This is a genomic window from Hydrogenophaga sp. (genome assembly GCF_026125825.1).
Classification (GTDB): domain Bacteria; phylum Pseudomonadota; class Gammaproteobacteria; order Burkholderiales; family Burkholderiaceae_C; genus Hydrogenophaga.
Window position 1 is genome coordinate 101,217 of the sequence record NZ_JAHCKK010000002.1, and the last position, 26,320, is coordinate 127,536.

Genomic DNA, 26,320 nt, shown 5'->3' on the forward strand with positions numbered 1-26,320 from the left:
GGTTTTTGAGCCGGCTATTCTGACGTAACTACACCACGCCACGTTCGCGAAGAACACCAAACTGCGCCTGGGAGACCCCAAGGAGTTCGTAGAGCACCTGATCCGTGTGTTGGCCCAGCGTGGGCGCGGTGCCCGCCTGCAGGCGCTGCATGCCGGAGAAGTTCAACGGCAGGCCCGCCGCGAGGTGGGGCCCGACCCCGGGCTGGTCGATCGTGGTGAACATCGGGTTGGCCGGCGAGCAGGCTTCATCCTGCGTGACCAGCTGCGCGAGGGTCTGGTACTTGCCCCAGCACGCGCCCTGCTTCGTCAGTGCCGCCGCCGCCTCGGCCAGGGTGTGCCGGCACATCCACGCCTCCACCAGCGCGCCCAGCTCCTTGCGCGCGCGAAAGCGGTGGCCTTCCAGGTCCAGGTCCAGGCCCAGGCGCTCGCCCAGTGCCTTCACGGCTTGCGTCAAGCCCATGGCCTCGCAGATCGCCTGCCATTGCTTCAAGGTCAGGCCGACGACGATCACGCGCTCACCGTCGGCCGTCAAGAAGTCGCGGCCGAAAGCGCCAAACAACTCGTTACCGTGGCGTTCACGATGTTGGCCGAGCTGCGCCTCCGCGATCAGGCCGAGGTGGCTCACGGCCGCCAGCGCCACGTCTTCGAGAGGCAGCTTCACGTGCTGGCCCTGGCCGGTCTTGAGGCGGTGGCGCTCGGCGGCCAGCAGGCCCACGGCCGCCATCTGGCCGGTGACCAGGTCCCAGGCCGGCAGCACGTGGTTGACGGCTTCGTTCGTGGCCGCACCGCGCTCGTCACCGGTGATGTAGGGAATGCCCACGCGCGAGTTGATGGTGTAGTCCACCGCCGAACCGCCGTGCCGGTCGCCCTGCACCGTGAGCTGGATCAGGTCGGCGCGCCGCTCCCTGAGCTTGTCGTGGTCGAGCCAGCCGCGCGGCGGAAAGTTGGTGAGCAGGATGCCCGCGTCCTCGCCGGGCGCGGTGATCAGCGCCATGGCGATTTCGCGCGCCTCGGGCTGGCCCAGGTCCAGCGCGACCGAGCGCTTGGACTTGTTGAGGCCGCACCAAAAGAGGCTCACGTCGTCCTGGGTCACGGGCCAGCGCTTGTAGTCCAGCCCGCCACCCAGGGTGTCGATGCGGATCACGTCGGCGCCCATTTGCGCGAGCGTCATGCCGCCCAGGGGCGCGGCCACGAAGGCGGCGGCTTCGATGACGCGCATGCCGCTGAGAATGGGTTTCATGATGAAAGTGCGTCTTCCAGCAGGCTGCGGCCGATGACCTTGAGCGCCAGGGTTTCCTCCGCGCCCTCGAAGATGGAGAGCACGCGGGCATCCACGAAGTAGCGGCTCACCGCGCTTTCCTCGGCGTAACCCATGCCGCCGTGCAACTGCAGTGCCTCGCGCGTGACCATCTCGGCCGAGCGGCAGGCCAGCAGCTTGACCAGGCTGGCTTCCATGCGCCCTGCGCCGGCGTTGAGTTGCTCGGCGATCGCATAGGCCAGCGTGCGGCAGGCCGCCAGCCGCGCGGCCATGCGCGCGAGCTTGGCCAGGGTGAGCGCATAGTCCTGCAGCGGCGCGCCGAACACCTTGCGATCGGCCGTGTAGCGCATCGAGGCGCGCAGCGCCGCGCGCATCACGCCACAGGCTCGGGCCGAGGTCTGCATGCGCCCGCCGACCATGCCGGCCATGGTGAAGTAGAAGCCCTTGCCCAGGCCCCCCTCGCCGCCGATGACATGGGCATCGGGCACCAAGAACTGGTCGAAGGCCAGGTCGAACGAGTGCATGCCGCGGTAGCCGATGGTGGGGATGGCCTTGCCGCGCAGGCGCCCGCCGCCGGGCTGCTCGAAGTCGAAGGCATGGCCGTCATAGGAAGGCTTTTCCACCAGCAGCACGCTCAGGCCCCGGTGGCCGGCCGATCGGTCGGGGTGGGTGCGCGCGACCACCATCAGCAGGCCGGCCTTGCCCGCGAAGGTGCACCAGGTCTTGGCACCGCTGAGCAGCCAGCCACCTTCGGTGCGCGTGCCCTTGAGCGCCAGGCTGGCCACGTCGGAGCCGTAGTCGGGCTCGGTGATGGCGATGGCGCACAGCGGGTCGCCCGCCGCGATGCGCGGCAGCCAGGTGGCCTTCTGCTCGTCGGTGCCGCCGCTGATGAGCGCGCGGCTCAGGATCTCGGGCCGCGTGATCAGGCTGCCGGCCGCGGCCAGCGAGGCTTCGGACAAGGCTTCGGTGACGACCACCATCATGGTCGCGTCCTCGCCCTCGTCGGGTCCGGTGCCGCCGTGCGACTCCGGAATGGACAGGCCGAACACGCCCATGTCGCGCATGGGCTGCAGCAGCGATTCGGGCACGGTTTCGTCGTGCCGGTGGATGTGCTCGGCCTGTGGCGAGACCACGTCGGCGGCGAAGCGGCGGAAGGCGTCCTGCGCCATCACCACCGGGTCTTGCAGCGCCACGCTGCCCAGTTCCACCGCGTCACCGGCGGCCACCAGGGCACGGCCCGCCGCCGTGAGCGCCTGCGCGCCACAGGCCGCACCGCGCAGTGCGGCCCAATCGGCATCGGCACCCAGCTGCTGCAGGGGCGCAAGCGGCAGGCCGAATTCGATGTGCAGCGCCTCCAGGCGCGGCAGCAGCGCGGCGATGGCGTCCACCGCGAAGATCAGGGCCAGTTGCGACTGCAGCGCATCACCATCGAGCCGCGCCAGCGCGGTCTCGGCGGCCAGCAGGTCGGCGCTGGCCCAGGCGATCTCGAAGGTCGCGACCTGCTGCTCGTCCAGCTTCGCGCTGTCGAGCTTGCCGCCCGGGGCGCAGGCCCTGGCCAGCGCGGCCACGCCGTGCTCGAACAGCGGGCGCAGCCGCGCCAGCAGCGCGCGCGCCCGGTCCACCTGGGGTGCCAGTTCCGCGGCAGCCATCACGCCGCCGCCGCCACGCGGGCGCTGTCGAGGTGGGCCTGGGCCAGGCGCGCGGCTTCGCGGCCGGTGTAGGCACAGGCCTGGGTGCCGCCGTCGCCGTAGTCTTTCACCGCATCGCCCACGTGCCAGAGGTTGGCCAGGGGCGTGGTTTGAGGCATGTCGAAGCCGGCGCAGGAGCGCTGGGCCGGCCAGCCGTCGCGCATCACGCGCACCGACAGCATCTTGGCCTGCGCGAAGCCGGGGAACTCGTCGCGCAGGTCCTGCAGCGAGGCCTCGATCTCGGTCTTCTCGTCGAAGTCACCGATGGCCGGGCGTGGCACGGCGTAGGCCACGTACTGGTACCAGCCGGCCGGCGCGAGCTCGGGGCAGGTGGCGGTGAGTTCGCCCATGTTGCACAGGCGGCGCGTCTTGCCGAAGGTGACCAGGCCGGGCACGTCCACCAGCCGCTGCTGCGTGGCGAAGTTGATGACGATGTTGGCCGAAGGCCGGGGCGCGGTGTGCGCGAGCTCGATGTAGTCGGCGCCGAAGGCTTCGCCGCCGGGCAGGTCCACCGTGGCGCGCGGGCCGATGTTGCTGATCACGGTGCGCGCCTGGATGCGCGTGGCCACGCCCTCCTTCATCACGGTCACGCCGCTGGCCAGGCCGTCCTGGGTGTGCAGCTGGGTCACCGGCGCGTCGAGCCAGATCTCGCCGCCGGCCTTTCGGATGCCGTCGGCCAGGTCGTTCCACAGGCCCACGGTGCCGCGCGGGCAGAAGCCGAAGCGCTTGAACGCGCCCTTCACCGCAAAGTAGGTGAGGAAGGCGCGCGCGGGCACCTCGTCGTCGTTGGCGGCGAAGATGGCGGCGCACAGGTTGCGGAAGATCGCGTGCACGGTCTCGTTCTTCGTGTACTGGCTGAGCCACTCCTTGGTGCTCATCTTGGCCTCGGGCAGGTCGCCGGCGCGGGCGTCGGCGAACTTGGTGCCGATCTTGGCGGCCTGCTTGGTGAAGGTGCCCAGCAGCATGCCCCAGCCGCCCTTGGCCACGTTGATGATCTTGCCGTCGATGAGGAACACGGTGGCCGGGCTGGGCTCGCGGATGTCCAGCGGCACGCCCAGCAGACCGAAGGTTTCCTCGAACACGCCGCCGCGCTCGATGGCGATGGCGCCGATGTTGACGGTGAAGCCGTCGATCTGCTCGCTCGATGCGCGGCCGCCGACGCGGCCCAGGCTCTCGACGACCAGCACCTTGCGGCCGGCGGCCACCAGGCGCGCTGCGGCGCTGAGCCCGCCGGCGCCGGCACCGATCACGACCGCGTCGTACACCGTGTTGTGTGTGTTCATGGGTTTGTCTCCTGTGGGATGGAAAGGGGGGCGCTCAGGGCGGCGCGGCGCAGGGTTTCGCGGGCGCGGGCCACCACCGGCAGATCGACCATCTTCGAGCGGTACTCGGCCGCGCCGCGGCCCTCGCGCTCGGCGGCCTCGAAGGCGTCGATGGCGCCGCGCGCGTGTTCGATGTCTTCGCGAGAAGGGGAAAAGCCGGCGTTCATCACCGCGACTTGTGTGGGGTGGATGCACAGGCCGCCCACGAAGCCGAGCTGGCGGGCCAGGCGGATGGTCTGCGCGAAGGCCTGGGCGTCGCCATAGTCGGCGATGGAGCAGGGGAAGCCGAAAGGCAGGATGCCGGCGCGCCGGCAGGCAAACAGCACCATCTGGTTGGGCAGCATCAGCGCCTCGCGCACCGGCGCCATGCCGGCGCAGGCCGAGAAGTCCTCGGGGCCGAGCATCATGCCCAGCATGCGCGGCGTGCTGCGCGCGATGGCGTCCAGCTCCGAGAGGGCCTGCACGTCTTCGATCAGCGCAATCAGCCGCGTGTGCCCTGCAGGCAGGCCGCGCTGCGCCTCCGCGCGGTCGATGCGCCGCGCCACTTCGCGCACGGTGGCGTCGTCGTTTACCTTGGGCAGCACCAGCGCGCTCACGGCCGGGCCCACCGCGGCGTCGATGTCGGGCGCGGCGATCTCCCAGGGCTGGTTCACGCGCACCAGCACCGGCGTGCCATGGGCCGCGATGGCGGCGGCGGCTCGCGGCACGGCATCGCGCGCCTGGGCCTTCAGCGCCAGCGGCACGCTGTCTTCGAGGTCGAGCACGCAGGCATCGGCGCCGCGCGCATGCGCGCGCTCGACAAAGCGCGGCACGTGCGCGGGCACGAACAGCATGGAGCGCCAGATCGGGTCGTTGCGCATGGCCAGGCTCAACCCAGCGTGGCGCGGGCCGCCATGCCCACCTGGCCGAGCGCGTCCTGCGTCCAGAGCTCGACCGTGTCGCCGTCGGCCGCCGCGCAGAGCTGCAGCGTGTCGGTGTCGAACGCGGGGTGCAGGGCGCGGAATGAAAACGACCGCACGGGCACACCCGGCCGCCCGCGCGCCAGCAGGTCCAGCAGCGCGGTGGCCAGCAAGGGGCCGTGCACGACCAGCGCGGGGTAGAACTCCTCGCGCACCGCGTAGTCGCGGTCGTAGTGGATGCGGTGGCCGTTGTAGGTGAGTGCAGAGAAGCGGAACAGCAGCGCGGGATCGGGACTGAGCATGGCCGACCACTGCGCCGCTTTCGCGGCCTTCTCGCCCGCCGGCAACGGCGCGGGGCCGGTGGGGGCTTCGCGGTAGACGATGTTCTGCGTCTCCTGGATGCAGACGCGGCCATCCTGCTCCAGCCGGTGGTCCACGGTGACGAAGACCAGCGGGCCGCTGCGGCCCTCCTTCAGGTCCACGCTGCGCACGGTGGAGGTCTTGCGCGCGGTCGCGCCCAGGCGCAGGGGGTGCTCGCACTGCAGCGCGCCCGCCGCCCACATGCGGCGCGGCAGCGGCACCGGCGGCAGGAAGCCGCCGCGCTGCGGATGGCCGTCGACACCGGTGGCGGCGCGCGAAGGCGCCTCCAGAAAGTACAGCCAGTGCCAGGGCAGCGGCAGCGCATCGCCTGCGGCCGCAGGGGTGGCGTGGTCCAGCAGCCCGCTCAGGGCGACGGCGGGAAAGGGCTCCAGCGCCTGTTCGGCGACTTGCTCACGCCCGATCCATTCGCGCAAGTGCGCCATGTCGATGTTCATGCGCGCGCCGCCTCGGGTGTCAGCAGGGACACCCCCAGCGCCACGCGCCGCACCAGCCAGGGGCTGGGCCGGTAGCGCGGGTCGCCGGTCTGGGCCTGCAGGGTGCGAAGGATCTCCAGGATGCGCGCGCCGCCGATGCGCTCGCCCCAGGCGAGCGGCCCGTGCGGATACCCCAGGCCGAGTTTCACCGCGTCCTCGATGTCGGCCACGCTGGCGATGCCGCGCTGCGCAATGTGGGCCGCGATGTTGACGATGGTGGCGAGCACGCGCTGGGCGATGAAGCCCGGGCTGTCGTTGATGACCGTGACCGGCACGCCATCAGCGGCCAGCAGGCCCCAGGCGGTGTCGCGCGCGGCAGCCGAGGTGAGTGCGGTGAGCATGAGCGTGCGCCGCAGGGCCAGCGGCACCAGCGGGTCAACGGCCACGGTGCGCGAAGCGTCCAGGCCGAGCTCGGCGGCCGCGTGGCTGGCGTCACCGCCCCAGGGCTGCACGATGCAGACCTCGGCCTGGGCCGCGTCGTCGGTGAGCCGCGCGCCCGCGCCGCTGAGCTGGGCCGCCAGCCCGGCGCGTCCGCTGGCCTGCGGAGCGATCCACACGGCCGCCCCCGCGCGCGGCGCTGGCCCGGTGCGCGCGGGCCCGGCGCGGCGGGTGTCGCCGTCGTAGGTGTACCAGCCCTCGCCTGTCTTGCGACCGAACAGGCCGGCGGCCACGCGCGGCGCCACCAGCGAGGAGGGGCGAAAGCGCGGCTCGTGCTGGAACTGCTCGTAGATCGAGGCCATGACCTTGCTCGACACGTCCAGGCCGGTGAGGTCCAGCAGCTCGAAGGGGCCCATGCGGAAACCCGCGCCTTCGCGCAGCACGTCGTCCACATCGGCCGGCGAGGCGACCTGTTCTTCGAGCACCCGCAGGCCTTCGGTGTAGAGGCCACGCCCGGCGTGGTTCACCAGGAACCCGGGCTGGTCGGCCGTGACCACGGCGCGGTGGCCCGCACCGTTCACCAGCTCGCTCAGGGTCTGGACCGTCTGCGGCGAGGTCCGCAGCGCGGCGATCACCTCGGCCACCTTCATGAGCGGCACCGGGTTGAAGAAATGCAGGCCCGCCACGCGCGACGGGTGGCGGCAGACGGCGGCCATGTCGGCCACGGTGAGCGACGAGGTGTTGCTCGCCAGCACGGTGGTCGGCTCAACCACGTCTTCGAGCGCCGCGAAGAGTTGGCGCTTGACGGCCAGGTCTTCCACGATGGCTTCGATCACCACGTCGCAGCCCGCGAGCCCGGCGATCTCGTCGCAGGCCGAGACCTTCGCGCGGATGGCCTCGAAGGCCTCGGCACTGAGACGGCCTTTTTCCACGCCACGGCCGATCATGCCGAGCGCAAACTCGACGGCCTTGCCGGCGGCACCGGGCGCGGCGTCGAAGCAGCGCACGCGGTGGCCCGCCTGGGCGAACAGCTGAACGATGCCGCGCCCCATGGCGCCGGCGCCGACCACGCCCAGAGTGAGCGGTTTCACGTTGTTGGAGGTCATGGCTTCATTGGCCCTTGAAGTCGGGCTTGCGTTTGTCGAGGAAGGCGCGCATGCCCTCGGTCTTGTCGGCGGTGTCGAACAGCAGCAGGAACTCGCGGTTCTCCAGCGAGAGCGCCGCCTCCAGCGGCAGGTCGGCACCCTGGCGCAGCACGCTGCGCGTGGCGCGCACGGCCTTGGGCGGCATGCGGGCGGCCTTGCGCGCCAGTTCGGTGGCGCGCTCCAGGGCCTTGCCCTCGGCGGCCAGCTCGGCCACCAGGCCGAGCTGGAAGGCGCGTTCGCCGCTGATCATCTCGCCGGTCAGCAGCATGAGCGAGGCCACCTGCTTGCCCACCGTGCGCACCAGGCGCTGCGTGCCCCCCGCCCCGGGCATGATGCCCACGGCCAGTTCGGGCTGGCCGAACCGCGCGCTGGCATCGGCCACGATGAAGTCGCACATCATGGACAGCTCGCAACCCGCGCCCAGCGCGAAACCGCTCACCGCCGCGATGGTGGGTTTGCCGCAGCCAGCCACTGGCGCCCAGTACTGGCCCAGGTCGATGTCGGCCACGTCCTGCGCGCCCTTGTCCACCAGCAGGTTGAGGTCGGCGCCCGCGGCGAACACGCCCTCCCCGCCCGTGATCACGATCGCGCGCACCGCGTCGTCGTCGGCCAGCGTGCGCACCGCCTGCGCAATGGCCGCGCGCATGCTCAGGTCGAGCGCGTTGCGCTTCTCGGGCCGGTTGAGGACGACGGTGCCCACCGCACCCTCTCGCAGCACCCGCACGGCTTCTTCACGGCTCATCGTTTCACCCCCGGCCGCGCCACGAAATCCGCCACGCGCTTGTTCACATAGGCATCGTGCCCTTCGACGAAATCGTCGCCCTGCAGGCAGACGGCCTGGTCGTTTTCTTCCCGCGCCAGTTCCTCGGCCAGCGAGGTGGAGGGGTGGTTCAGCCGCGCCTTCATGCGCGCGAAGGCCTCGCGCGGCAGCAGCGCCAGCTCGGCGGCCTGGGCGACGGCGGTGGCCATCACCTGGGCGTCGGCCACCAGCGTGTCCGCCAGTCCGATGCGATGCGCCTCGTTGCCGCTCACCGGCACGCCCTCGGTGAGGACGCGGCGCGCCACCGGCAGGCCCACGCGGCGCGGCAGCGTGAGCAGCTGGCCCCAGTCGGGCACAAGGCCGAGCTTGAGAAACGGGAACAGGATCTTGGTGCCCTCGCCGACCACGATGCGGTCGCCCATCAGGGCCAGGCCCACGGCCGCGCCCGCGCCGATGCCTTCGATGGCGCTGACCACCGGCACACCAGCCTCGGCGATGAGCTGGCACAGCCGGTGGATGTGGCGCATGCGCTCGCGCGCCTGGGCCTCGCTCAGGCCCACCATGCTGGGCACGTCGCCCCCGGCGGAGAACACACCTTGTGCGCCACCGAAGACGATGGCGCGCACGGTGCCATCGCCCAGCAGCGCGGCCAGCGCTTCGGTGAGCTGCTGGCGCACGTCGAAATCGATGGCGTTGCGCTTGTCAGGGCGGTTGATGAGCAGCCGCGCCACGTGCGGCGCGGGGCGGTCCACCAGCACGACGGGCCCGCTCATCATGCGCCCTCGAGGCCGACGATGGAGACCGAGCACACGTTTTGCGAAGGCTGCCCGCCCAGGTTGTGGGTGAGGCCGATCTTCGGGTCTTTCAACTGGCGCGGGCCGGCCCGGCCCTGCAGCTGGAGGTACATCTCGTAGAGCATGCGGATGCCGCTGGCGCCGATGGGGTGGCCAAAGCACTTGAGGCCGCCGTCGATCTGGCAGGGGATGGCGCCATCGGCGTCGAACTTGCCGTCGAGGAAATCGCGCACCGCTTCGCCCTCGCCGGACAGGCCCAGGTCTTCCATGGTCACGAGTTCGGTGATGGAGAAGCAGTCGTGCACCTCGGTCATGCTCACTTCCCTGGCGGGGTTGGCGATGCCGGCCTCGGCGTAAGCCTTGCGGGCGGCGATGCGCGCGGTGTGCACGTAGCTGCCATCCCACTCGTTCGAGTGCATCTCCCAGCCGTTGGACACCGCGACCTGCAGGGCCTTGAAGGTCACGAGGTCGCGCTTGCCCATCGCTCGCGCGATCTCGGGCCGCGTGACAATGACGGCCGCCGCCCCGTCGGAGACCCCCGCGCAGTCGTACAGGCCCAGGGGCTCGGCGATGATGGGCGCCTTGAGCACCTGCTCTTCGGTCACGGCCTGGCGGAAGTGGGCCTTGGGGTTCTTCGCGCCGTTGGCGTGGCTTTTGATGGAGACGCGCGCGATGGCGCGCTTGAGCAGGGCCGGGTCCACGCGGTGCTTGCGCTGGTAGGCCGAGGCCAGTTGCGCGAAGTTGGCCGGGGCCACGGCGTTGGGGTACCACTGCGGGATGTAGGTGCCCACGGCCGAGACCGGCAGTCCGCCGTAGCCGGTGTCTTTCAGTTTCTCCACACCGAGCGCGATGGCGATGTCGCAGGCGCCCGCCGCCACGGCGTACACCGCCGCGCGGATGGCCTCGGAGCCACCGGCGCAGAAGTTCTCGACCCGCGTCACGCCGATGTTGGGCAGGCGCAGGGCGATGCCCATGGGCGTGCCGCCCCGGCCGGTGCCCACGTCGTCCATGTGGGTGGAGTACCAGGCGGCGTCGAGCTGCTCGGGCACGATCCCGGCGTCGGCCATGGCCTCGTTGTAGGCCTCGACCATGAGGTCTTCGGGGCTGGCGTCCCAGCGCTCCCCGAACTTGCTGCACCCCATGCCGAGAATGGCGACTTTGTCCTTGATGCCGATGGGCATGGCTTACTCCTTGGATGCGGTGGTGTCGGCGGCGCGGGCCACGGGCGTGGCCTTCCAGAAATAGCGCGTGAAACCGCGCAGTTCGTCGATGTCCTTGATGCGGAAACACATCTCGACCTCGGTGCCCGAGGCGATGTCGCCCTTGGCCACGTCGGTGAACTCCATGAGGATGCGGCCGCCCCCCTCGAAGTCGACCTGGCCGTATTGGTGCGGTGGCGCCCGGTGGAACGAGAGCGACTCGGCAGACCAGCTCAGCACCTGGCCACGCCGCTCGGCGAGCTTGTGAGGCTTCTGCGTGTCCTGCAGCGGCTTGCCCTGGTCGTAGGAAATGCGCGAGGGCGGGAAGTGCACAGAACCGGTGACCTCGCAGCGCCCGGCCACCAGGCCCAGGATGGCGGCGCGGTGGCGGTAGGCGGTGCTCAGCGCGGTCTTGCGGTCCTGCTCGCCGCGCATGCCGCGCTCCAGGCGAAGCTGCTCGCGAAACGAGAGGAACTTGGTGTAGCTCTGTTCTTCCACGCCGCGCGCGAGCCAGCCCGAGACGCCGCGCGCCGGGCGGAAGGCCGCGATGGCCGGCGTCACCCGCAGCACCACGGCCTGTGCGCCGGCACCGAACTGCGCCAGCAGGATGTGCTGGCCCGCCTGCGCGCGCTCCAGCACCGCCGCGAGCATCAGCAGCGCGTGCGGCGTGCCGGTCTCGCCCACCGTGGCGGCCAGCGAGTCGGCCACCGCCTCGGCGCGGATGCCGCAGGCCTTGGCCAGTTGCGCATCCATCTTGGCGAAGGTGGTGGGGAAGATGAAGTGGTCCACGGCGGCGGCGGCCACACCGGCCTTCTGCAGCGCGGCGGCGATGGCGCGGGGCCCCAGCTTGCTGATGCCTTCGTCGCGCACCCAGCGCTCCTCCCAGTGGTAGTCGATGTCTTCGCCGGCCATGCGGAAGTGGTCCACGAAATCGACGGTGAGCGTGGCACTGCCGAGCACTTCGGCGATCACGTTCTCGTGCCCGAGGGTGACGGCGGCGGCGCCGTCGCCGCAATCGAGCTCCTGCGAGCTGGCGGCGCGGGTCTTGCGGTGGTCGGTGGCGATCACCAGGGTGTTGCCGCCGCGCGCGTTCACGCGGTCCAGCCCGGCGACCAAGGCGCTCAGCGCGGCGCTGGGGGAGCCGCCCATGTCCACGGCCTGCACGTTTTCGTCCAGCGTGAGCGCTTCGCAGACCACGCCGGCGTTGAGCCGCTCGGCAAAGGGCAGCGTGCTGGAGACGAGCTGCACGCTGTCGATGTGGCTGCGGTCATCGGCCGCGCCCAGGCAGTCGCGCGCCGCGGCCACCGCCATGGTGATGCTGTCCTCGTCCCAGTTGGCCATGGAACGCGTTCCCTTGCGGCCCGCGAACTGCGGTGCGTACCAGGCGTTGGCCTGGGCCACGGCCTGGCGGCTCAGGCGCAGCCGAGGGATGTAGCTGCCGTATCCGGTGATGCCTGCTGTCATGTGTCTATTCTTTCGAGGTGTTGCCGCAGAAAGCGGCCCAGGTCCTGGAGGGCCGCGCGCGCTTCGGGCAGCTGCGCGGGAAATTGCTGGAACACGTGGATCATGTGGTCCCACACCTGCAGGGTGGCGTCCACACCGGCCTCTTTGGCGCGCGCCACGAAGTCGCGCGAGTCGTCGAGCACGGTCTCGCGGTCGCCCACCTGGGCCAGCAGCGGCGGCAGCCCCTGGAGGTCGGCGAACAGGGGCGAGACCAGCGGGTCGGCCGGGTTGCCCTCCTTGCCCAGGTAGTTGCGGGCCATGGCCACGATCATGGGCCGCTGGTGGATGGGGTCGCTGGCGGCGCGCGTGCCGTAGCTCGCACCCGAGGCCGTGAGGTCGGTCCACGCGGACATGAGCACGGCGGCAGCGGGCAGCGGCTGGCCGGCGTCGCGCAGGCGCAGCAGCAGGCTCAGCGCCAGGCCGCCCCCGGCGGAGTCACCCGCAAGCGCGATGTGCCGGGCCTCGAAGCCCTGGCCGATCAGCCATTGCCACGCCGCCGACGCATCGTCGAGCGCGGCGGGGTACCGGTGTTCGGGCGCGAGGCGGTAGGCCACGCCCAGCACGCGGCATTGCGCGGCGGCGGAGAGCCGGGCCATCAGCTCGCGGTGCGAGACCAGCGAGCCCACCTGGAAACCGCCGCCATGGAAGTACAGCACCGCGCGCTGCGCATCGGCCCCGGGTGCGCTGACCCACTGGGCCTCCACGCCATCGGCATTCACGTCGTCGATGGTCGCGTCCACCGGTGTGCCGCCAAAGAGCGTGTCCCAGTCCTGGCGCATCTGAGCCACTGGGGTGTCGCGCTTCCAGCTGCCGTAGACCCGGCGCACGCGCTCGATCACCTGGTCGACCGCACCGCTCATGCGCCGCACCCCATGCCGCCCGACACGCCCAGCACCTCGCCGGTGATGAACGCCGCGTCTGCGCGAGCCAGGAAGGCCACGGCGGCGGCCACCTCGTCGGGCGTGCCCAGGCGGCCGGCCAGCGTGGCGCCGGTCATGGCCGCCAGCAGCTTGTCGCCGCCCTGCTCCAGCGCCTGGCGCAGCAGCGGGGTGTCGATGGGGCCGGGCGCGATGACGTTGGCGGTGATGCCCTTGTCGCCGTTCTCGCGCGCGATGGAGCGCGTGAAGGCGATCACGCCACCCTTGGCAGCGGCATACACCGCGCCGCCTCGCGAGCCCAGGCGACCGGCTTCGGAAGCGATGTTGATGATGCGCCCATGCCCTGCGGCGCGCATGGCCGGCAAGGCCGCGTGCGTGGTGGCGAACACCGATTCGAGGTTGACCGCGATCAGGCGGCGCCAGTCCTGCGGCGTGGTGCGGGTGAAGAAGGCATGCTGATCCACGCCGGCGTTGTTCACCAGGATGTCCACGGGGCCGTGCGCCTGCAGCACGGCGGCGACCTGCTCGAAGTCGGTCACATCGAGCCGCACGGCGTGCGCCCAGATGCCGTCGGCCAGCGCCTGCGCGGCGTCGATGTCGAGGTCGGCGATGGTCACCATCGCGCCGTCGGCGGCCAGGCGGCGCGCGATGGCCGCGCCGATGCCCTTGGCGCCACCGGTGACGAAGGCTTTGCGGCCCGCGAGGGGCGGAGTCGGAGGGCTCATCTCAGCACGCCTTCGAACCGAAGCGGGAGCTGCGGGGGTGTTTCATCCTAGCGACCCGTGAAGTGGGGGGCGCGCTTCTCGATCACGGCGGCCAGGCCTTCGCGCGCGTCGGCCATGCCCGAGAGATGGGCCTGCATGCGGTTTTCTTCGGGCATGCAGGCGTCCACGCCGCTGCTCAGACCGTTCCACAGCAGCCGCTTGGTGCCCGCCAGCGCGGCTGGCGCGCCAGCGGCGAGCTGGCGCGCCAGCGTGAAGGCTTCGTCCTGCAGCTGTTCGTCGTCCACGACGCGGGTGATCAGGCCCATGGCCAGGGCCTGCGGCGCGGTGATCACCGGGTTGAGCATCAGGATCTCCATCGCCTTGCGCAGGCCCACGAGGTGGGTGAGCGTGACCGAGACGCCCGCATCCGGCACCATGCCCACGCGCGTGGCGCCGGCGAGGAATTTCGCCGAGGCGCCCGCGACCACGAAGTCGGACGAGCACACCAGGCCCATGCCACCGCCACCGGCCGCAAAGCCCTGCACCGCGCTGACCACCGGAGCGTTGAGCCGCATCATCATGGAGGCGACGATCTGCAGGTAGGACGTGGCCATGCGGATGTAATCGGGCAGCGCCTCACCCTTGGAGAGAAAGGTGTGCACGTCGCCACCGGCGCAGAAATTCCTGCCCTCGCCGGTGATCAGCACCGCGCGCACGCGGCCATCGCCGTGCACCGCCGTCATCACCTCGTGCAGGGCTTTCAGCATGGCCATGTCCAGGCCGTTGGCGGCTTCGGGCCGGTTCAGGCGGATGTGGGCCACGCCATCGGCGTGCAGGGCCAGCAGGGCCGGTCCTTCGGCGATCCGCATCTGAGGCGGCGGCGTGTGCTTGTCTTCGGGTGCCATGGGGTGTCTCCTGCGGGTGCGCTAGATGAGGAAGGCCATCGAATACAGCGCGGTCTCGTTGTTGACCAGCACCACCTTCTTGCGCGCCATCCGCAGGGCACCGCCCTCGCGGCGCAGTGTGTGCTCGTTGCGCGAGGCCCAGATGGTGTCGCCCCGCGCCGGGGAGGACTCGAACACCATGGCGTTGGAGGTCACCAGCAGTTCCGCGCCATCCTGCTTGAGGATCTCCACGTTCGAGACCACCCGCCGCAGGCGCGACTGGGGCGTCTGGCTGTAGCGCTTGCCGGTGTGGAACTGGCGGATGCGCAGCGCGATGCGCGAGCGGTTGTCGTAGATGATGGACATCTCCTGCTCGGGATCGCCGCCCTCCCCATTCGCCGGGATCCAGTAGACGCCGTCGTCGGTCCAGAGGGCCTCCCACTCGTCGTAGGCGTGGTCGTCCTGGTAGCGCGCCTCGCGGTAGATGAACTGCGTCACCTCGTCAAGCAGCGAGCGGGCATCGGGCACGGAACTCATGCGGCCTCCATCATGGATTTGTAGTGGCGCCAGATGCCGCGCGAGGGGGTTTCATCGGTGTTGTCGCTGATGCGGTAGCCGTTCTCGTCCAGGCGCTCGCGGTGGCGGCCCCGGCCGAGGTAGAGCCATTCCGGGTTGCTCGACTGCACGCCGAGCTGTGTGCGCTCGTACATCGCCGCGTCGTCGGCCAGCAGAAAGCCGGCCGGCCCCACCGAGCCCATGGTCTGCTGGCGCAGCCGGCGGTTGATGTCGGGCGCACCCTTGAACTGGATGGCGGTGACGTGCTGCACCGTGTGGTCCACCGACAGCGGCTGCAACACGAAGAGCTGGATCTCCGCGATGAACAGGTTGGGGAAGATCATGATGTGCGGCGTGCCGTCGATCATGATCGCGCGCGCCTTGTCCTTGCCGTAGGCGGCTTCCATCTGCGCGACGTAGGCCGGCAGCCGGTCGGCCGTGGTGCCGAACCAGCCCATGGGCACATCGCGCTTGCGGAACTCGGGGCGCAGGTCGTTCTCGGTGTGGCCCTTGCCGAAGTCGCGCGAGACGGCGGTGGAGTCGCTGTCGTAGAGCGTGCCAATGCCACTCTGCGCCACCTCGAAGATCGAGGCGTGCACGAACGAAGGGTGGTACCCGTCGGTTTCGTTCTCCACCAGGAACTTCCAGTTGGCCTTGACCTTGTGCTTGAGGTAACCCGCCGTGACCTCCACCTCGCCCTCGGGCGAATTCAGGCACAGCGCATCGATCGCGCCTGCGGCCGCACCCAGGTGCTCCAGCAACGACTCGCCCTCCTGTGCGAACGAGCCAAACACGAAACCCCGGTGCGAGGCGACGCGAGCCACCTTGCCCAGGCCGAGCTTGGAGCGGTCGGCGCCCTCGTAGCCCGAGGGAAACGGGTAGCCGCGCAGCGCGCCGTCGTTGCCGAAGGTCCAGCCGTGGTACGGGCAGGTGAACGAGCGCGCATTGCCCTTCTCCGTCATGCAGACCCGGTTGCCGCGGTGGGGGCATCGGTTGTGCAGCAAGTGAATCTGGCCGGCCTTGTCGCGCGTCATCAGGATGGGCTCGGGGCCGATCGACTTCACCACGTAGTCGTTGGCATGGGGCACCTCGCTTTCGTGCCCCACATACACCCAGGTGCGGTACCAGATCTTCTGCAGCTCGGCCTGGTAGATCGCAAGGTCGGTGTACAGGGAGCCGTGCACGTGGTCATCGCGGATGAGGTCGTCCCAGCGGATGGCCGGGCCGGTCGCGGCAGCGGGCGCAATGGGAATCACAGGGGCGCAGTTGCTCAAGGTGTCATCTCCGTGGTGTCGGGGCGCAACGGTCTTGTTGTCCGTTTGCGATGGTGCAATAATAGTCCGACGAGACGGACTATGTCAAGCCATCGTCCAAGGCTTCACCGAAAAGGAATTCACTGCCATGCCCATCGTCACTTTCATCGAACACGACGGCAGCGTCCGCCGCATCGACGCCCCCAGCCAGCGCAGCCTGATGCAGATCGCGGTGGACAACGGGGTGCCCGGCATCCTGGGCGACTGCGGCGGTTCCTGCAGTTGCGCCACCTGCCACGGCTACATCGACAGCGCCTGGGCGCCCCACCTGCCCCCCATCTCAGAGACCGAGGCCTTCATGCTGGAAGGGGTGCCCGAGCCGCGCGAGACCAGCCGGCTGTGCTGCCAGTTGCGCATGAGTCCGGCGCTGGACGGCATCGTGGTGCACCTGCCGGCCGAACAGGTGTGAACACCGCCTAGGCGTAGGCCATCAGGCATTCCTGCGTCAGGGTCGCCAGCTGGCGGCCCTGCTGGTCGTGCACCGCCCCGATGGACAGGCCCCGCCCGGCCTGCGCGCAGGGGCTGGTGCAGTCCACGTGCAGCCACTGGTCGGCGCGCACCGGGCGGTGCAGCCACAGCGCGTGGTTCAGGCTGGAGATGTAGAGCGGGCGTCCGTTCAGATCGCGCAGGTGCAGGCCGAGGGCAGCGAAGTTGAGCCACCAGTCGGAGAGGTAGGCGAAGGCGGCGGCGTGCAGGCGCGCGTCGTCCGGCAGCGGCTGGATCGCGCGCATCCAGAAGCGAAAGCGCCCGTTCATGTGGGTCTCGGCCAGCTGCCTTGACGGGTCGGGCACGCGGAAGTCGATGCTGGGCTTGCGGTCCTGCGAGTAGCCGCCCAGCCGCGTGAGGTCGCCCACCAGCGCCCGGTCCAATTCGTCGAACCGGGGCAGGTCCTGCGCCCGCTCGCCCGGCGGCGCGGTGCTGGGGCTGGCGTGGGTCGGCGCCTCCAGTGGCACGGCGCAGGTGACCTGGGCATCGAGCACCGTGCGGCCATTGCCCTGGGCGGCGCGCACGTGCCGCGAGCTGAAGCGCTTGCCCTCCTGCAGCACCGTCACGCCGAAGTCCACCGGCTCCTGCGGCATCGCACCTTGCAGGAAGAGAAACTGCATCATCGTGGCCTCGCGCCCTGGGGGCATGTCCATCAGCGCGGCCATCATGGCCTGCCCCAGCAACTGGCCGCCATACGAGCGGCCGTTGAGGTTGGCATCGCCATGGCGGCTGCGCCAGCGCCCGTCGGTCTGGCGGTCCAGGGTCAGCAGGGCTTCGATATCGAGGTCGCTCCAGGTGGCCTGCGGCATGGGTCAGGCCTCCTCGGACAGGCGCCGGTGACCGGCGGTGCGCGGGGCGATGCCGGGTTTGAGGCGCCAGTCGGCGCCAAATTCGGCCAGGGGGTGCGAGGGCATCGCTTCTTCGTGCTCGATGACGCGCAGGCGCGCCTCGTAGGCATCGAGGTAGGCGCGCCGCTGCGCCTCGTCGGTGTACTGGATCGAAAAGCCCACGAAGGGCTGCAGCACCTGCAGCCCGCCGTAGCCGAAGGTGCCGTGCTGCAGGTGCCACAGAATCACATCGCGCTGGCCCAGCAGGCCGTCGGCTTCCATCATGTCGGGGAAGCAGCCGGTGGTGAAAGCCAGCATCGCCTTGCGGCCCTTGAGGCCGCCTTGGTCAAAGCGCATGCCGCCCGCCCCGTACACCGTGCCGTTGACGAAGACGCGGTCGATCCAGCCCTTGAGGATCGCGGGCACCGAGAACCACCACAGCGGGAATTGCAGGATCAGCAGGTCGCAGGCCAGGAGCTTGTCCAGCTCGGCCTGGATGTCGGTCGCAAAGGTGTGGCGCTGCGAGGATTGTTTCTGCTCGCGGTCGTATTGCAAGGCATCGGGAAAACGCCGCTCGGTGAAATCATGGCCCGTGGCGACAGGGTTGAAACCCATCGCGTACAGGTCGGAGACCACGACCTCGTGGCCACATGACTGCAAGGTCTCGACCGAGCGCTCCAGCAAGGCCCTTCCGAAGGACCGTGGTTCCGGGTGGGCATAGACGATCAGCACATTCATGGCGGTCCTTGATTGGGGATTCGGAACCCCAATAATAAACCGCCGCGTCTGTTTATTTATAGACCGCCAGACGCCTCCGTCGCCCGCTCGGCGAGGACTTGGCCTAGGTGCCAGGCTCGACCGGTCCGCTGGCGCTGCCCGCCTGGCGCAGGCGAGATCGCTGCAGCAGCAGGCCCACCAGCAGCATCGCCGCGGCCGAACCGGAAAGGCCGGGCGATGCGAGCACCAGCCGGGCCAGACCGTCGACCGCTTCGATGCTCACCTGCTGCGCGTGATCGACCAGCGCGACGATGTCGTCGGGCCGCACGCCACGGAGGTCCTCCATCCGCACGTGCAATTCCTGCCAGCCGCCGCGAAAGCGGATCTTCGCGAAGACGCCATCGGCGATGGCCACCAGCGAGAGCACGCCCAGGGGGCGCAGCAACTGCTCGAGCATGTGGCCGCGCTCGGCGGGCAAAGCGGTCTCGTACACCTCGGCGACGAGTTCGGGGATGGCCAGCCCCCGCGCGCCATGGCTCGCAGGCCCGTCGCCCGTGCCCGGATCGGTCGGCGGGTTCATGAGACCCTCGGCGTCCGATCCGACATGGCGCGCATGAGATCCAGCGCCGTTTCAAGCGCATCCTCTGCGCGCAGGAATTCGTGATGGCGGATGAACCAGGACGCCTCGTCCAGCGCGACCAGGGCATCGGCCACGCCGGCAGCGGCAGCGGCCGCGGCGTGCAGCGCGCGCCGGGCCTCCCGGATGGCCGAGATGGCCAGGCTGTCGTGGCTGCAATAGACGTCGACCTGCGCTCGGCGGACATGGTCCATGGCTTGCAACGACGGCGCAACACCGCCCGATTCATGAAGCGCCGGCGTGTAGGCCGTGGCGCCGACCATCGCGTCAACGAGCAGGAGCGCGGGGAGGTTGTTGGACATGTTCGGCCTTTCTGGTCGGTGGTTGGGATGCGTTTCACTCTGCGGCGGGCGTGGCAACGGGAGGTTGCAAACGCCGACGCCGCAGATGACATTTGTCATCTGCGGCGTCGTGGCATCGATGGGGGCGGCGCAGCGCGGCCCGCACCCCGTCCCTTGGGCGCGTCAACCGGCGGCTTTTTGCCCGGTCGCGCTGGCTTTCTTCTTGTGTGCGGTCTTCTTGGCCGCGTGCTTCTTGTGCGTGGCCTTGGCCGCCTTTTGCTTCTCGGCCGGCATGGCCTTGGGCATCGCGGGGGTCGCAGGCGCGCCTGCCTGGCCTGGCATGGCCGCTGGTGCCGCGGGCTTGGGCGCACTGTCCATGGTGCTTTGCGCAAAAGCACTGGCCCCCATGGCGGCCATCGCGGCGGAGATGAGGACGGTACGTAATTTCATTCGAAGCTCCAGGTTCGCAGCGGTCTTGGATTGCGGTCGATGCTGCGTTTCGTCAACCACGGCCCCCATGCTGGCGGACGGACTGGCGTCTCTGGTGTCAATCCACCCCCCGGCACATTTCACTTGCAATCGCGCAGATGGGCCCAACCCGTGCGTCAGAGCTGGAAGCCCAGCCACAGGAGCATGCCTTCACCGATGTCGCGCACCAGGCCCGGCTGCGTGGGGACGTAAGGTTGCGCTGCGCCGCGCTCCTGGTCGAACCAGTCTTCGAACCGCTGCACATCGGCAGACGGATGAAATGCGCACATGAGCTCGTAGTTCAGCAGCAGGCTGCGGCTGTCCAGGTTGGCCGATCCGCACAGGGCCAGCGTCCGATCGAACACCGCCAGCTTGGCGTGCATCATCCCGGGCGCGAGCCAGATGCGACCGCCGGCCTGGGCGAGCGTGCGCAAGGCCCTGCCCCGCGCCATGTCCGAGAGCCGATGGTTGGACCGCGCGGGCACCAGGAGATCGACCAACACGCCGCGCCGCGCGGCCAGGCACAGGGCCATCAGCAGCGCCGCGTCGGGCACGAAATAAGGCGTGGCCAGCGCGATGCGCGCCTCGGCCCGGTAGGTCGCCGTCAGCAGCAAGGCCAGCACGGTGTCGTCCGCCTGGTCCGGGCCCGATGCAACCAGCTGGGCCCCTTCGAGGGCGTGCACCGCGCCTGGAGCGGCGTTGCGAGGCCGGGCCGGCAGGCCCCGGGCAAAGCGCCAGTCGTGTTCGAAGAGGTCGCTTGCCTGCTGCACCAGCGCGCCCCCCAGATCGAAGCTCAGATCGCGCCAGGGCGCCTGCCCGGGCGACCCCATGAAGTACTCGGCCGCCAGGTTGCGGCCGCCGCACCAGAGGCGGGCCGAGGGCAGGCCGGCGTCGGCGATCAGCATCTTGCGGTGGTCGCGCAGGTTGGTGCGACCCTGGAGCGGCGAGCGCAGCGGCGGCACGAAGCGCACGACCTCGGCCCCGGCAGCGATCAGGCGATCGAGGCCGGGCGGGCGCTGCATCAGGCTGCCCATGCCGTCGAGCAGCAGGCGCACGCGAACGCCCTGAACCGCCTTGGCGGTCAATCGCTCGACCACCCGCAGCCCGGGCCCCTCGCGCCCCAGGATGAAGGTGCACACATCGAGCGAGGCCTGGGCGCCCTCGATCGCGCGCAACAGGGCGTCCAGGGCCTGGCGACCATCGCTGTGCAGCCTCAGTTCGTGGTAGGCGGCGGGCGCGGGCTGCCCCAGCGAAACGATGGTGTCGGCCGCCCATGGCGCCCCTGTCGCCCCTGTCGCCCGGGGACGCGGCACGGACAGCGGCGTGGACAACGGGCGCGCGAGTTTGCGCGAGCCCAGCAGCAGGAACGCCGGCAGGGCCACGTAGGGCAGCAGCACGATGAACAAGACCCACGCAATGGCCGACGCGGGCGGCCGGCGCTGGCGCATCAGGTGCGAACTGAAGATGTAGACGAGGACCGCCAACGACACGGCCAGGCCATGGAGGGTGAGCCAATGGCCGGGCAGAAGGTCACGAAACATGAGACGGCCGCTTCAGAGGGGGGCGCCGCGCGGCGGCGGCCGATACGCACATGTGACGGGTCATCTGCCGCTGCGCTCCATGCAAAACCGCCCGGGCCAGGCCAGCGCAGTATCCCTTCAAATCCTTGGCTCGGCCTGAAATCAGAACAGCGTCTCGACCTCGCTGGCCAGCAGGTAACCCGCGCCGCGTTCGGTGAGGATCAGCGTGGGCCGTGTGGCGTCCGGTTCGATCTTCAGGCGCAGGCGGCGGATCTGCACATCGATCGTTCGGTCGTAGACCTCGGCCTCGTGCAGGCGCGACATCGAGAGCAGCTGATCGCGGCTGAGCACGCGCCGTGGCGCCCGGCACAGCGCATTGAGCAGGCTGAACTCGCCGTTGGAGAGCTCCACCGACTGGCCTGCGGGCGACAACAGCCGGCGCGTGCGCAGGTTCAGCTCCCAACCCGAAAAGCGGTAGGCCCGCCGCGTGTTGTCGCGCTCGGGCAGCGTGGCCTGCACCTGGTAGCGGCGCAGCACCGCGCGCACGCGGGCGAGCAGTTCGCGCGGGCTGAAGGGCTTGGTGACATAGTCGTCCGCGCCCAGCTCCAGGCCCATCACGCGATCGGCCTCCTCGCTGCGCCCGGTCAGCAACACGATGGGCACGGTGGCCCGCTCGCGCAATGCGCGGGCCAGGTGCATGCCATCCTCTCCGGGCAGCTTGAGGTCCAGCAGCACGAGATCGATGGCCTCGCGGTCGAACAGGGCGAACATCTCGGCCCCCGAACGCCCGGCGCTCACGCGCATGTCGTTCTTGCCGAGGTATTCGACCACGAGATCGCGCACGTCCGCGTCGTCGTCGATCACGAGAATGTGGGGAACGGTGGTGGTGCTCATCGTGTGGCGTCCAATGTAGCGCAAGCCACGCCCGCGGCCCACGCAGCGGCGCATACTGGGCCCCCATGCGCACAGGTGCCTCGCTGAACCGATCGTCCCCCGACGCCGACCCCCGGCCGCGAACCGCAGGGCTTCCGTGGCTGTTCGCACTGGCCCTGTGGTTGCTGCTTGTGGCGGTCACCTCGCTGGCGCTCTGGCAGTTGCACCGCAGCGCGCTGGAGAGCCAGGGACGGGAAATGGCCTTGCTCTCCCTGGCCCTGACAGACGAGCTCGATCGCGGCTTGCAGGGTGCCGAAGAGGGCCTGCAGGCGCTGGCCCTGGAACTCGGCCGGCGCCGGCTGCCCCTGGACGATGACCAGACACTGCAGGCGCTGCAGACGCGCGCGGCCTTGATGCCCCTGGTGACCACCCTCTGGCTGCTGGACAAGGACCTCGCCCCGATGGCGTCGTCCGAGGCCACGCCTCCCCCTGACGTGCGGACCTTTCTTCCCCATCTTGCGTCGCTGGGCGAAGGGACTTGCGCGCTGAGCCAGCCCTTCACCCCGGCCGGGGGTGCACAGGCCCAGGTGGCGCTGGCGCTTCGGGTGGGCGCCTTGCACGGCCACCCGGGTGGCTGGATCGTTGCCGCCATGCCGGCCAACCAGCTGCTGGGTGCCTTTGGCGTTGCACTGCCCGCGGCCGACGCGCGCATGGCCATCTTCCGAAGCGATGGCGTGCTGCTCGCGGGGGTCAACGTCGGGCTTCTGCGCGCGGGCAAGTCCGACCAGGCGCAGGGCCCTCGCCTGGCCCGTGAGCGCTTCGCCGACGGCAGCGAGCACCTCGTCGGCTCGCACCGCGTGCCGCGCTACGGCCTGGATGTCGTGGTGTCACGGGAACTCGGCGCCGTGCTGCAAGGCTGGCGCGGCGCGCTGCAGTTGTCCATCGCCGCACTGGCGTTTCTGCTGGTCACCATGGCAGCGGCCGTGCATTTCGTGACGCGGTCCGAACGGCAGCGGCTGGCTGCGCAACAGGCCCTGCAGGTGCAGCTGGCGCGCACCAGCCGCCTCGAAGCCCTGGGCGCGCTGGCCGGGGGCGTCTCGCACGACTTCAACAACGTGCTGGCCGGCATCGTGGGGTATGGCGAGATGGCGCAGGACGCCGCCGCGCCCGGCAGCGACCAGGCCCGCCACCTGGACAAGGTGCTGCAAGCCGCCCAGCGCGGCCAGTTGCTCATCGAGCGCATCCTCTCGTTCAGCCGCGGCGGTGCGCGCGCCTCCACCGTCTTCGAGCTGGAGCCGGTGGTCGAGGAGGTGCTGACGTTGCTGACCGCCTCGCTGCGCCCGGGCGTGGTGCTTGAGCGCATGCTTGCCGCGCCCGGCGCACGGCTGCGTGGCGACGCCACGCAGGTCTTCGAGGCGGTCATGAACCTGTGCACCAACGCCATGCAGGCCATGCCCGATGGCGGCATGCTCAGCATTCGGCTCGAACGCCGCCGCATCGCCGCGCCGCAGGTGCTGTCGCATTCGCCCTTGGCCCCGGGCGAGTATGTGGCGCTGAGCGTGACCGACCAGGGCGTGGGCATCACCCCCGAAGTCATGGAGCACCTGTTCGAGCCCTTCTTCTCGGCGCGAGGTCCCCAGGGCGGCACCGGGCTGGGCCTGGCGGTGGTTTTTGGCGTGGTGACGGAATTTGGCGGGGGGATCGACGTCGACAGCCGACCAGGCCAGGGCGCGCGCTTCACGCTGTACCTGCCCGAGTGCGCCGACGCGCTTCCCGAATCGACAGCCGTGTCCACCGCGGTGCCCTCCGGCGCCGGCCAGCGTCTGCTGGTGGTGGACGACGAACCCCTGCTGCTGGCGATGGCGGCTGAGCTGCTGACCGGCCTGGGCTACGAGCCGGTGTGCTTCGAGCATGCGGGCGAGGCACTGCAGGCGCTGACCGAGGCGCCTGGGCGATTTGCCGCCGTCATTACCGATGAACGCATGCCCGGCCTTGCCGGTACGCAGCTCGCCAGCGACCTGCGCTCGCGCGGGCTGCGCTTGCCGATCGTGCTGGTGAGCGGCTATGGCGGCGCGCTCCTGGCCCGCCGTGCCCGCGAGTCGGGCGTGACCCGCGTTCTCATGAAACCCCTGCGGCGCGACGAACTCGCCCGCACCCTGGCCGACCTGATCCCCTGACGCGCGAGCCCCGCCGCCGTTTATGTCAGATGGCACACAGCGCCCTGGGGGGCGACACATGGCACGGCGGCCGGGGGGCGAGCATGCAGCCATGATGGACGCCGACACCCATGCAGAATGCCCGGCCACCCGGTCGCGGCTGCTGATCCATGCCTGCGCTGGCGAGGCCCGCTGGTCCGCTTCCGCACTTTGGCGGCGCGCGCTGGCGCGCGTGCGGGGCTCGCCCAGCATGGACGCGGCCCTGACCACACTGGAAATCCGCGACCTGCCCGGACGCCGCCTGCTCACCCTCACCAACCCGGACACCTTGATCGACATGGTGCTGCCGACGGGCACCTACCACGTCACCGCGCTGACCGGCGAAGACCGCCGCAGCTACACGGTGGTGCTGGCACAGGACGCCACGACCGAAATCCACCTGGTGCCGGCCCGCTCGCGCTGGCCTTGAGCATCAGCGCCGCGCCAGCGCCGGGAAGTCGTCTTCCTGGAAGGCCTGGCCGCCGCGCGAGCCCGTGGCCACCCGCTGCGACTCTTCGGTGCGCAACTGCACGCGCCGGATCTTGCCCGACACGGTCTTGGGCAGCTCCTGCACAAACTCCAGCCGCCGGATGCGCTTGTACGGCGCGAGGTGCTCGCGCGAGAACGCAAAGATGGCCTCCGCCAACGCCGGGCTGGCCTCCACGCCCGGTCGAAGGATCAGGTAGGCCTTGGGCACCGCCAGGCGCACCGGATCGGGGCTGGGCACCACGGCCACTTCCATCACCGCCTCGTGCTCCATCAAGGCGCTTTCCAGTTCAAAGGGACTGATGCGGTAGTCGGAGGCCTTGAAGACGTCGTCGGCACGGCCCACGAAGGTGATGTAGCCGTCGGCATCGCGCTGCGCGATGTCGCCCGTGTGGTAGTGGCCCTCGCGCATCGCATGGCTTTGCTGCGAGTCGCTGCCCTGGTAACCGGCCATCAGGCCGAGCGGGCGCTGAGCCAGCGGCAGCGACACCTCGCCCTCGCTCGCGGGCTGCCCGTCCACGTCGAGCAGCTCGATGCGGTAGCCCGGCAGCGCCCGCCCCATGGAGCCCGGCTTGAGCAACTGGCCGGGCGGGTTGCCCACCTGGGCCGTGGTTTCCGTCTGGCCATAGCCGTCGCGCAGGTCCAGCCCCCAGGCGGCGCGCACCTGCTCGATGATCTCGGGATTGAGCGGCTCGCCCGCGCCGATCAGCTCGCGCAGGCTCAGGCGCTTGCGACAGGCCGCCAGATCCTCCTGGATCAGCATGCGCCACACCGTGGGGGGTGCGCACAGGCTGGTCACGCGGTGGCGCTCGAGCACCGACAGCAGGCCGGCCGCGTTGAATCGCGCGCTGTTGTAGATGAAGACGCAGGCCCCCGCGTTCCAGGGCGCAAAGAAGCAGCTCCAGGCGTGCTTGGCCCAACCCGGCGATGAAATGTTGAGGTGCACGTCACCGGGCAACAGGCCGATCCAGTACATGGTGGAGAGGTGCCCGACGGGGTAGCTCTCGTGCGTGTGCAACACCAGTTTGGGTTTGGAGGTGGTGCCCGACGTGAAGTAGAGCAGCAGTGGATCGGTGGCGCGGGTGGGGCCGTCGGGCGTGAACACGTGGTCGGCCTGTGCCGAGTCTTCCAGGCGGCGCCAGCCGGCCACGCCCTCGCCCACGCTGATGCGGGTGTAGTCGCCGGCAAGACCGTCGAACTTGGCGGCCTGTGCACTGGCCGCGACAACGTGCCGCACCTGTCCACGTTCCAGCCGGTCGCGCAGGTCGTCGGCGGTCAGCAAGGCGGTGGCCGGGATCAGCACCGCACCCAGCTTCATCGCCGCGAGCATCACCTCCCACAACGGCAGTTCGTTGCCCAGCATGAGCAGGACGCGGTCGCCGCGCTTCACGCCAAGGGCGCGCAGGTGATTGGCCACCTGCGATGAGCGCATCGCCATCTCGGAGAAGCTGCGCTTCACCTCGCTGCCGTCGTCGCCCACGATGTGCAGCGCGGTCGCCTCGTTGCCGCGCGCCAGGATGTCGAAGTGGTCGAGCGCCCAGTTGAACTCGCCCAGCACGGGCCACTGGAAATCGCGATAGGCACGCTCGTGATCCAGTCGGTGTGTCAGCAGGAAATCGCGAGCGGCCAGAAAGGAAGTAGTGGAATCGGTCATGGTTCCCCGGATGTCATGGGCGGTGCATCCGGATTCTGCTTG

General features: G+C 70.1%; 26 protein-coding genes. 3 read left to right on the plus strand and 23 right to left on the minus strand.

What is annotated here, in order from left to right; translation table 11 throughout:
• Window positions 1-28: 28 nt before the first annotated feature.
• From KIT86_RS01725 to KIT86_RS01795, 15 genes are read right to left on the minus strand one after another with little or no spacing between them, the layout of a single operon-like run.
• On the minus strand, window positions 29-1,240 hold the full coding sequence (locus KIT86_RS01725; RefSeq protein ID WP_297394382.1) for a CoA transferase: 1,212 nt from the start codon (window positions 1,238-1,240) through the stop codon (window positions 29-31).
• A complete protein-coding gene (locus KIT86_RS01730; RefSeq protein ID WP_297394384.1) occupies window positions 1,237-2,907 on the minus strand; it encodes an acyl-CoA dehydrogenase family protein in 1,671 nt (556 codons plus the stop codon). Before KIT86_RS01730 ends, KIT86_RS01725 begins: the two co-directional genes overlap by 4 nt.
• A complete protein-coding gene (locus tag KIT86_RS01735; RefSeq protein ID WP_297394386.1) occupies window positions 2,907-4,229 on the minus strand; it encodes an FAD-dependent oxidoreductase in 1,323 nt (440 codons plus the stop codon). The genes KIT86_RS01730 and KIT86_RS01735 overlap by 1 nt, the downstream gene beginning before the upstream one ends.
• Entirely contained in the window at window positions 4,226-5,128 is a 903-nt protein-coding gene (locus KIT86_RS01740) for a CoA ester lyase (RefSeq protein WP_297394388.1), read from the minus strand. Before KIT86_RS01740 ends, KIT86_RS01735 begins: the two co-directional genes overlap by 4 nt.
• 8 nt (window positions 5,129-5,136) lie before the next feature.
• On the minus strand, window positions 5,137-5,982 hold the full coding sequence (locus tag KIT86_RS01745) for a MaoC family dehydratase N-terminal domain-containing protein (RefSeq protein WP_297394389.1): 846 nt from the start codon (window positions 5,980-5,982) through the stop codon (window positions 5,137-5,139).
• Complete coding sequence (locus KIT86_RS01750) at window positions 5,979-7,490, minus strand: 3-hydroxyacyl-CoA dehydrogenase (RefSeq protein WP_297394391.1); 1,512 nt, start codon at window positions 7,488-7,490, stop codon at window positions 5,979-5,981. Before KIT86_RS01750 ends, KIT86_RS01745 begins: the two co-directional genes overlap by 4 nt.
• Window positions 7,491-7,509: 19 nt before the next feature.
• Window positions 7,510-8,286, minus strand: a complete 777-nt coding sequence (locus KIT86_RS01755) for an enoyl-CoA hydratase-related protein (RefSeq protein ID WP_297394393.1) — start codon at window positions 8,284-8,286, stop codon at window positions 7,510-7,512.
• Window positions 8,283-9,077 (minus strand): enoyl-CoA hydratase-related protein, encoded by a 795-nt coding sequence (locus KIT86_RS01760; protein WP_297394395.1) that lies wholly within the window; start codon window positions 9,075-9,077, stop codon window positions 8,283-8,285. The genes KIT86_RS01755 and KIT86_RS01760 overlap by 4 nt, the downstream gene beginning before the upstream one ends.
• Entirely contained in the window at window positions 9,077-10,279 is a 1,203-nt protein-coding gene (locus KIT86_RS01765) for an acetyl-CoA acetyltransferase (protein WP_297394397.1), read from the minus strand. The genes KIT86_RS01760 and KIT86_RS01765 overlap by 1 nt, the downstream gene beginning before the upstream one ends.
• 3 nt (window positions 10,280-10,282) lie before the next feature.
• Complete coding sequence (locus KIT86_RS01770) at window positions 10,283-11,761, minus strand: 3-oxoacyl-[acyl-carrier-protein] synthase III C-terminal domain-containing protein (RefSeq protein ID WP_297394399.1); 1,479 nt, start codon at window positions 11,759-11,761, stop codon at window positions 10,283-10,285.
• Window positions 11,758-12,660: an alpha/beta hydrolase gene (locus KIT86_RS01775; protein ID WP_297394401.1), complete on the minus strand. Its 903-nt coding sequence runs from the start codon at window positions 12,658-12,660 to the stop codon at window positions 11,758-11,760. Before KIT86_RS01775 ends, KIT86_RS01770 begins: the two co-directional genes overlap by 4 nt.
• Complete coding sequence (locus KIT86_RS01780; protein ID WP_297394404.1) at window positions 12,657-13,403, minus strand: SDR family oxidoreductase; 747 nt, start codon at window positions 13,401-13,403, stop codon at window positions 12,657-12,659. Before KIT86_RS01780 ends, KIT86_RS01775 begins: the two co-directional genes overlap by 4 nt.
• Window positions 13,404-13,450: 47 nt before the next feature.
• The gene (locus KIT86_RS01785; RefSeq protein WP_297394407.1) at window positions 13,451-14,287 is read right to left on the minus strand and encodes an enoyl-CoA hydratase-related protein; all 837 of its coding nucleotides are present in this window, start codon (window positions 14,285-14,287) and stop codon (window positions 13,451-13,453) included.
• 21 nt (window positions 14,288-14,308) lie between these two features.
• Window positions 14,309-14,803 (minus strand): aromatic-ring-hydroxylating dioxygenase subunit beta, encoded by a 495-nt coding sequence (locus KIT86_RS01790; protein WP_297394410.1) that lies wholly within the window; start codon window positions 14,801-14,803, stop codon window positions 14,309-14,311.
• A complete protein-coding gene (locus KIT86_RS01795) occupies window positions 14,800-16,095 on the minus strand; it encodes an aromatic ring-hydroxylating dioxygenase subunit alpha (protein ID WP_297394414.1) in 1,296 nt (431 codons plus the stop codon). The genes KIT86_RS01790 and KIT86_RS01795 overlap by 4 nt, the downstream gene beginning before the upstream one ends.
• A 127-nt stretch (window positions 16,096-16,222) precedes the next feature.
• Here KIT86_RS01795 and KIT86_RS01800 point away from each other — a divergent pair, with 127 nt between their 5' ends.
• Complete coding sequence (locus KIT86_RS01800) at window positions 16,223-16,543, plus strand: 2Fe-2S iron-sulfur cluster-binding protein (protein WP_297394417.1); 321 nt, start codon at window positions 16,223-16,225, stop codon at window positions 16,541-16,543.
• A gap of 7 nt (window positions 16,544-16,550) precedes the next feature.
• Here KIT86_RS01800 and KIT86_RS01805 read toward each other — a convergent pair whose 3' ends face one another.
• From KIT86_RS01805 to KIT86_RS01835, 7 genes are all read right to left on the minus strand, one after another.
• Complete coding sequence (locus tag KIT86_RS01805) at window positions 16,551-17,429, minus strand: acyl-CoA thioesterase II (protein WP_297394419.1); 879 nt, start codon at window positions 17,427-17,429, stop codon at window positions 16,551-16,553.
• A gap of 3 nt (window positions 17,430-17,432) precedes the next feature.
• Complete coding sequence (locus KIT86_RS01810; protein ID WP_297394423.1) at window positions 17,433-18,185, minus strand: NAD(P)H-dependent oxidoreductase; 753 nt, start codon at window positions 18,183-18,185, stop codon at window positions 17,433-17,435.
• Window positions 18,186-18,288: 103 nt separating this feature from the next.
• Window positions 18,289-18,744 (minus strand): hypothetical protein, encoded by a 456-nt coding sequence (locus KIT86_RS01815; protein WP_297394428.1) that lies wholly within the window; start codon window positions 18,742-18,744, stop codon window positions 18,289-18,291.
• The gene (locus tag KIT86_RS01820) at window positions 18,741-19,103 is read right to left on the minus strand and encodes a hypothetical protein (RefSeq protein WP_297394430.1); all 363 of its coding nucleotides are present in this window, start codon (window positions 19,101-19,103) and stop codon (window positions 18,741-18,743) included. The genes KIT86_RS01815 and KIT86_RS01820 overlap by 4 nt, the downstream gene beginning before the upstream one ends.
• Before the next feature lie 162 nt (window positions 19,104-19,265).
• Window positions 19,266-19,532, minus strand: coding sequence for a hypothetical protein (locus KIT86_RS01825; RefSeq protein WP_297394431.1), 267 nt, complete (start codon window positions 19,530-19,532; stop codon window positions 19,266-19,268).
• A gap of 155 nt (window positions 19,533-19,687) precedes the next feature.
• On the minus strand, window positions 19,688-21,091 hold the full coding sequence (locus tag KIT86_RS01830) for a phospholipase D-like domain-containing protein (RefSeq protein ID WP_297394433.1): 1,404 nt from the start codon (window positions 21,089-21,091) through the stop codon (window positions 19,688-19,690).
• A 141-nt stretch (window positions 21,092-21,232) separates the two neighbouring features.
• Window positions 21,233-21,964, minus strand: a complete 732-nt coding sequence (locus KIT86_RS01835) for a response regulator (protein WP_297394436.1) — start codon at window positions 21,962-21,964, stop codon at window positions 21,233-21,235.
• 65 nt (window positions 21,965-22,029) lie between these two features.
• Between KIT86_RS01835 and KIT86_RS01840 the strand changes: the two genes are divergently transcribed.
• Window positions 22,030-24,120, plus strand: a complete 2,091-nt coding sequence (locus tag KIT86_RS01840; RefSeq protein WP_297394439.1) for a sensor histidine kinase — start codon at window positions 22,030-22,032, stop codon at window positions 24,118-24,120.
• A gap of 91 nt (window positions 24,121-24,211) precedes the next feature.
• Window positions 24,212-24,568: a hypothetical protein gene (locus tag KIT86_RS01845; RefSeq protein ID WP_297394442.1), complete on the plus strand. Its 357-nt coding sequence runs from the start codon at window positions 24,212-24,214 to the stop codon at window positions 24,566-24,568.
• Window positions 24,569-24,571: 3 nt separating this feature from the next.
• On the opposite strand, the gene KIT86_RS01850 is transcribed toward KIT86_RS01845, so the two are convergent.
• Complete coding sequence (locus KIT86_RS01850) at window positions 24,572-26,278, minus strand: AMP-binding protein (RefSeq protein WP_297394445.1); 1,707 nt, start codon at window positions 26,276-26,278, stop codon at window positions 24,572-24,574.
• Between the last annotated feature and the right edge of the window lie 42 nt (window positions 26,279-26,320).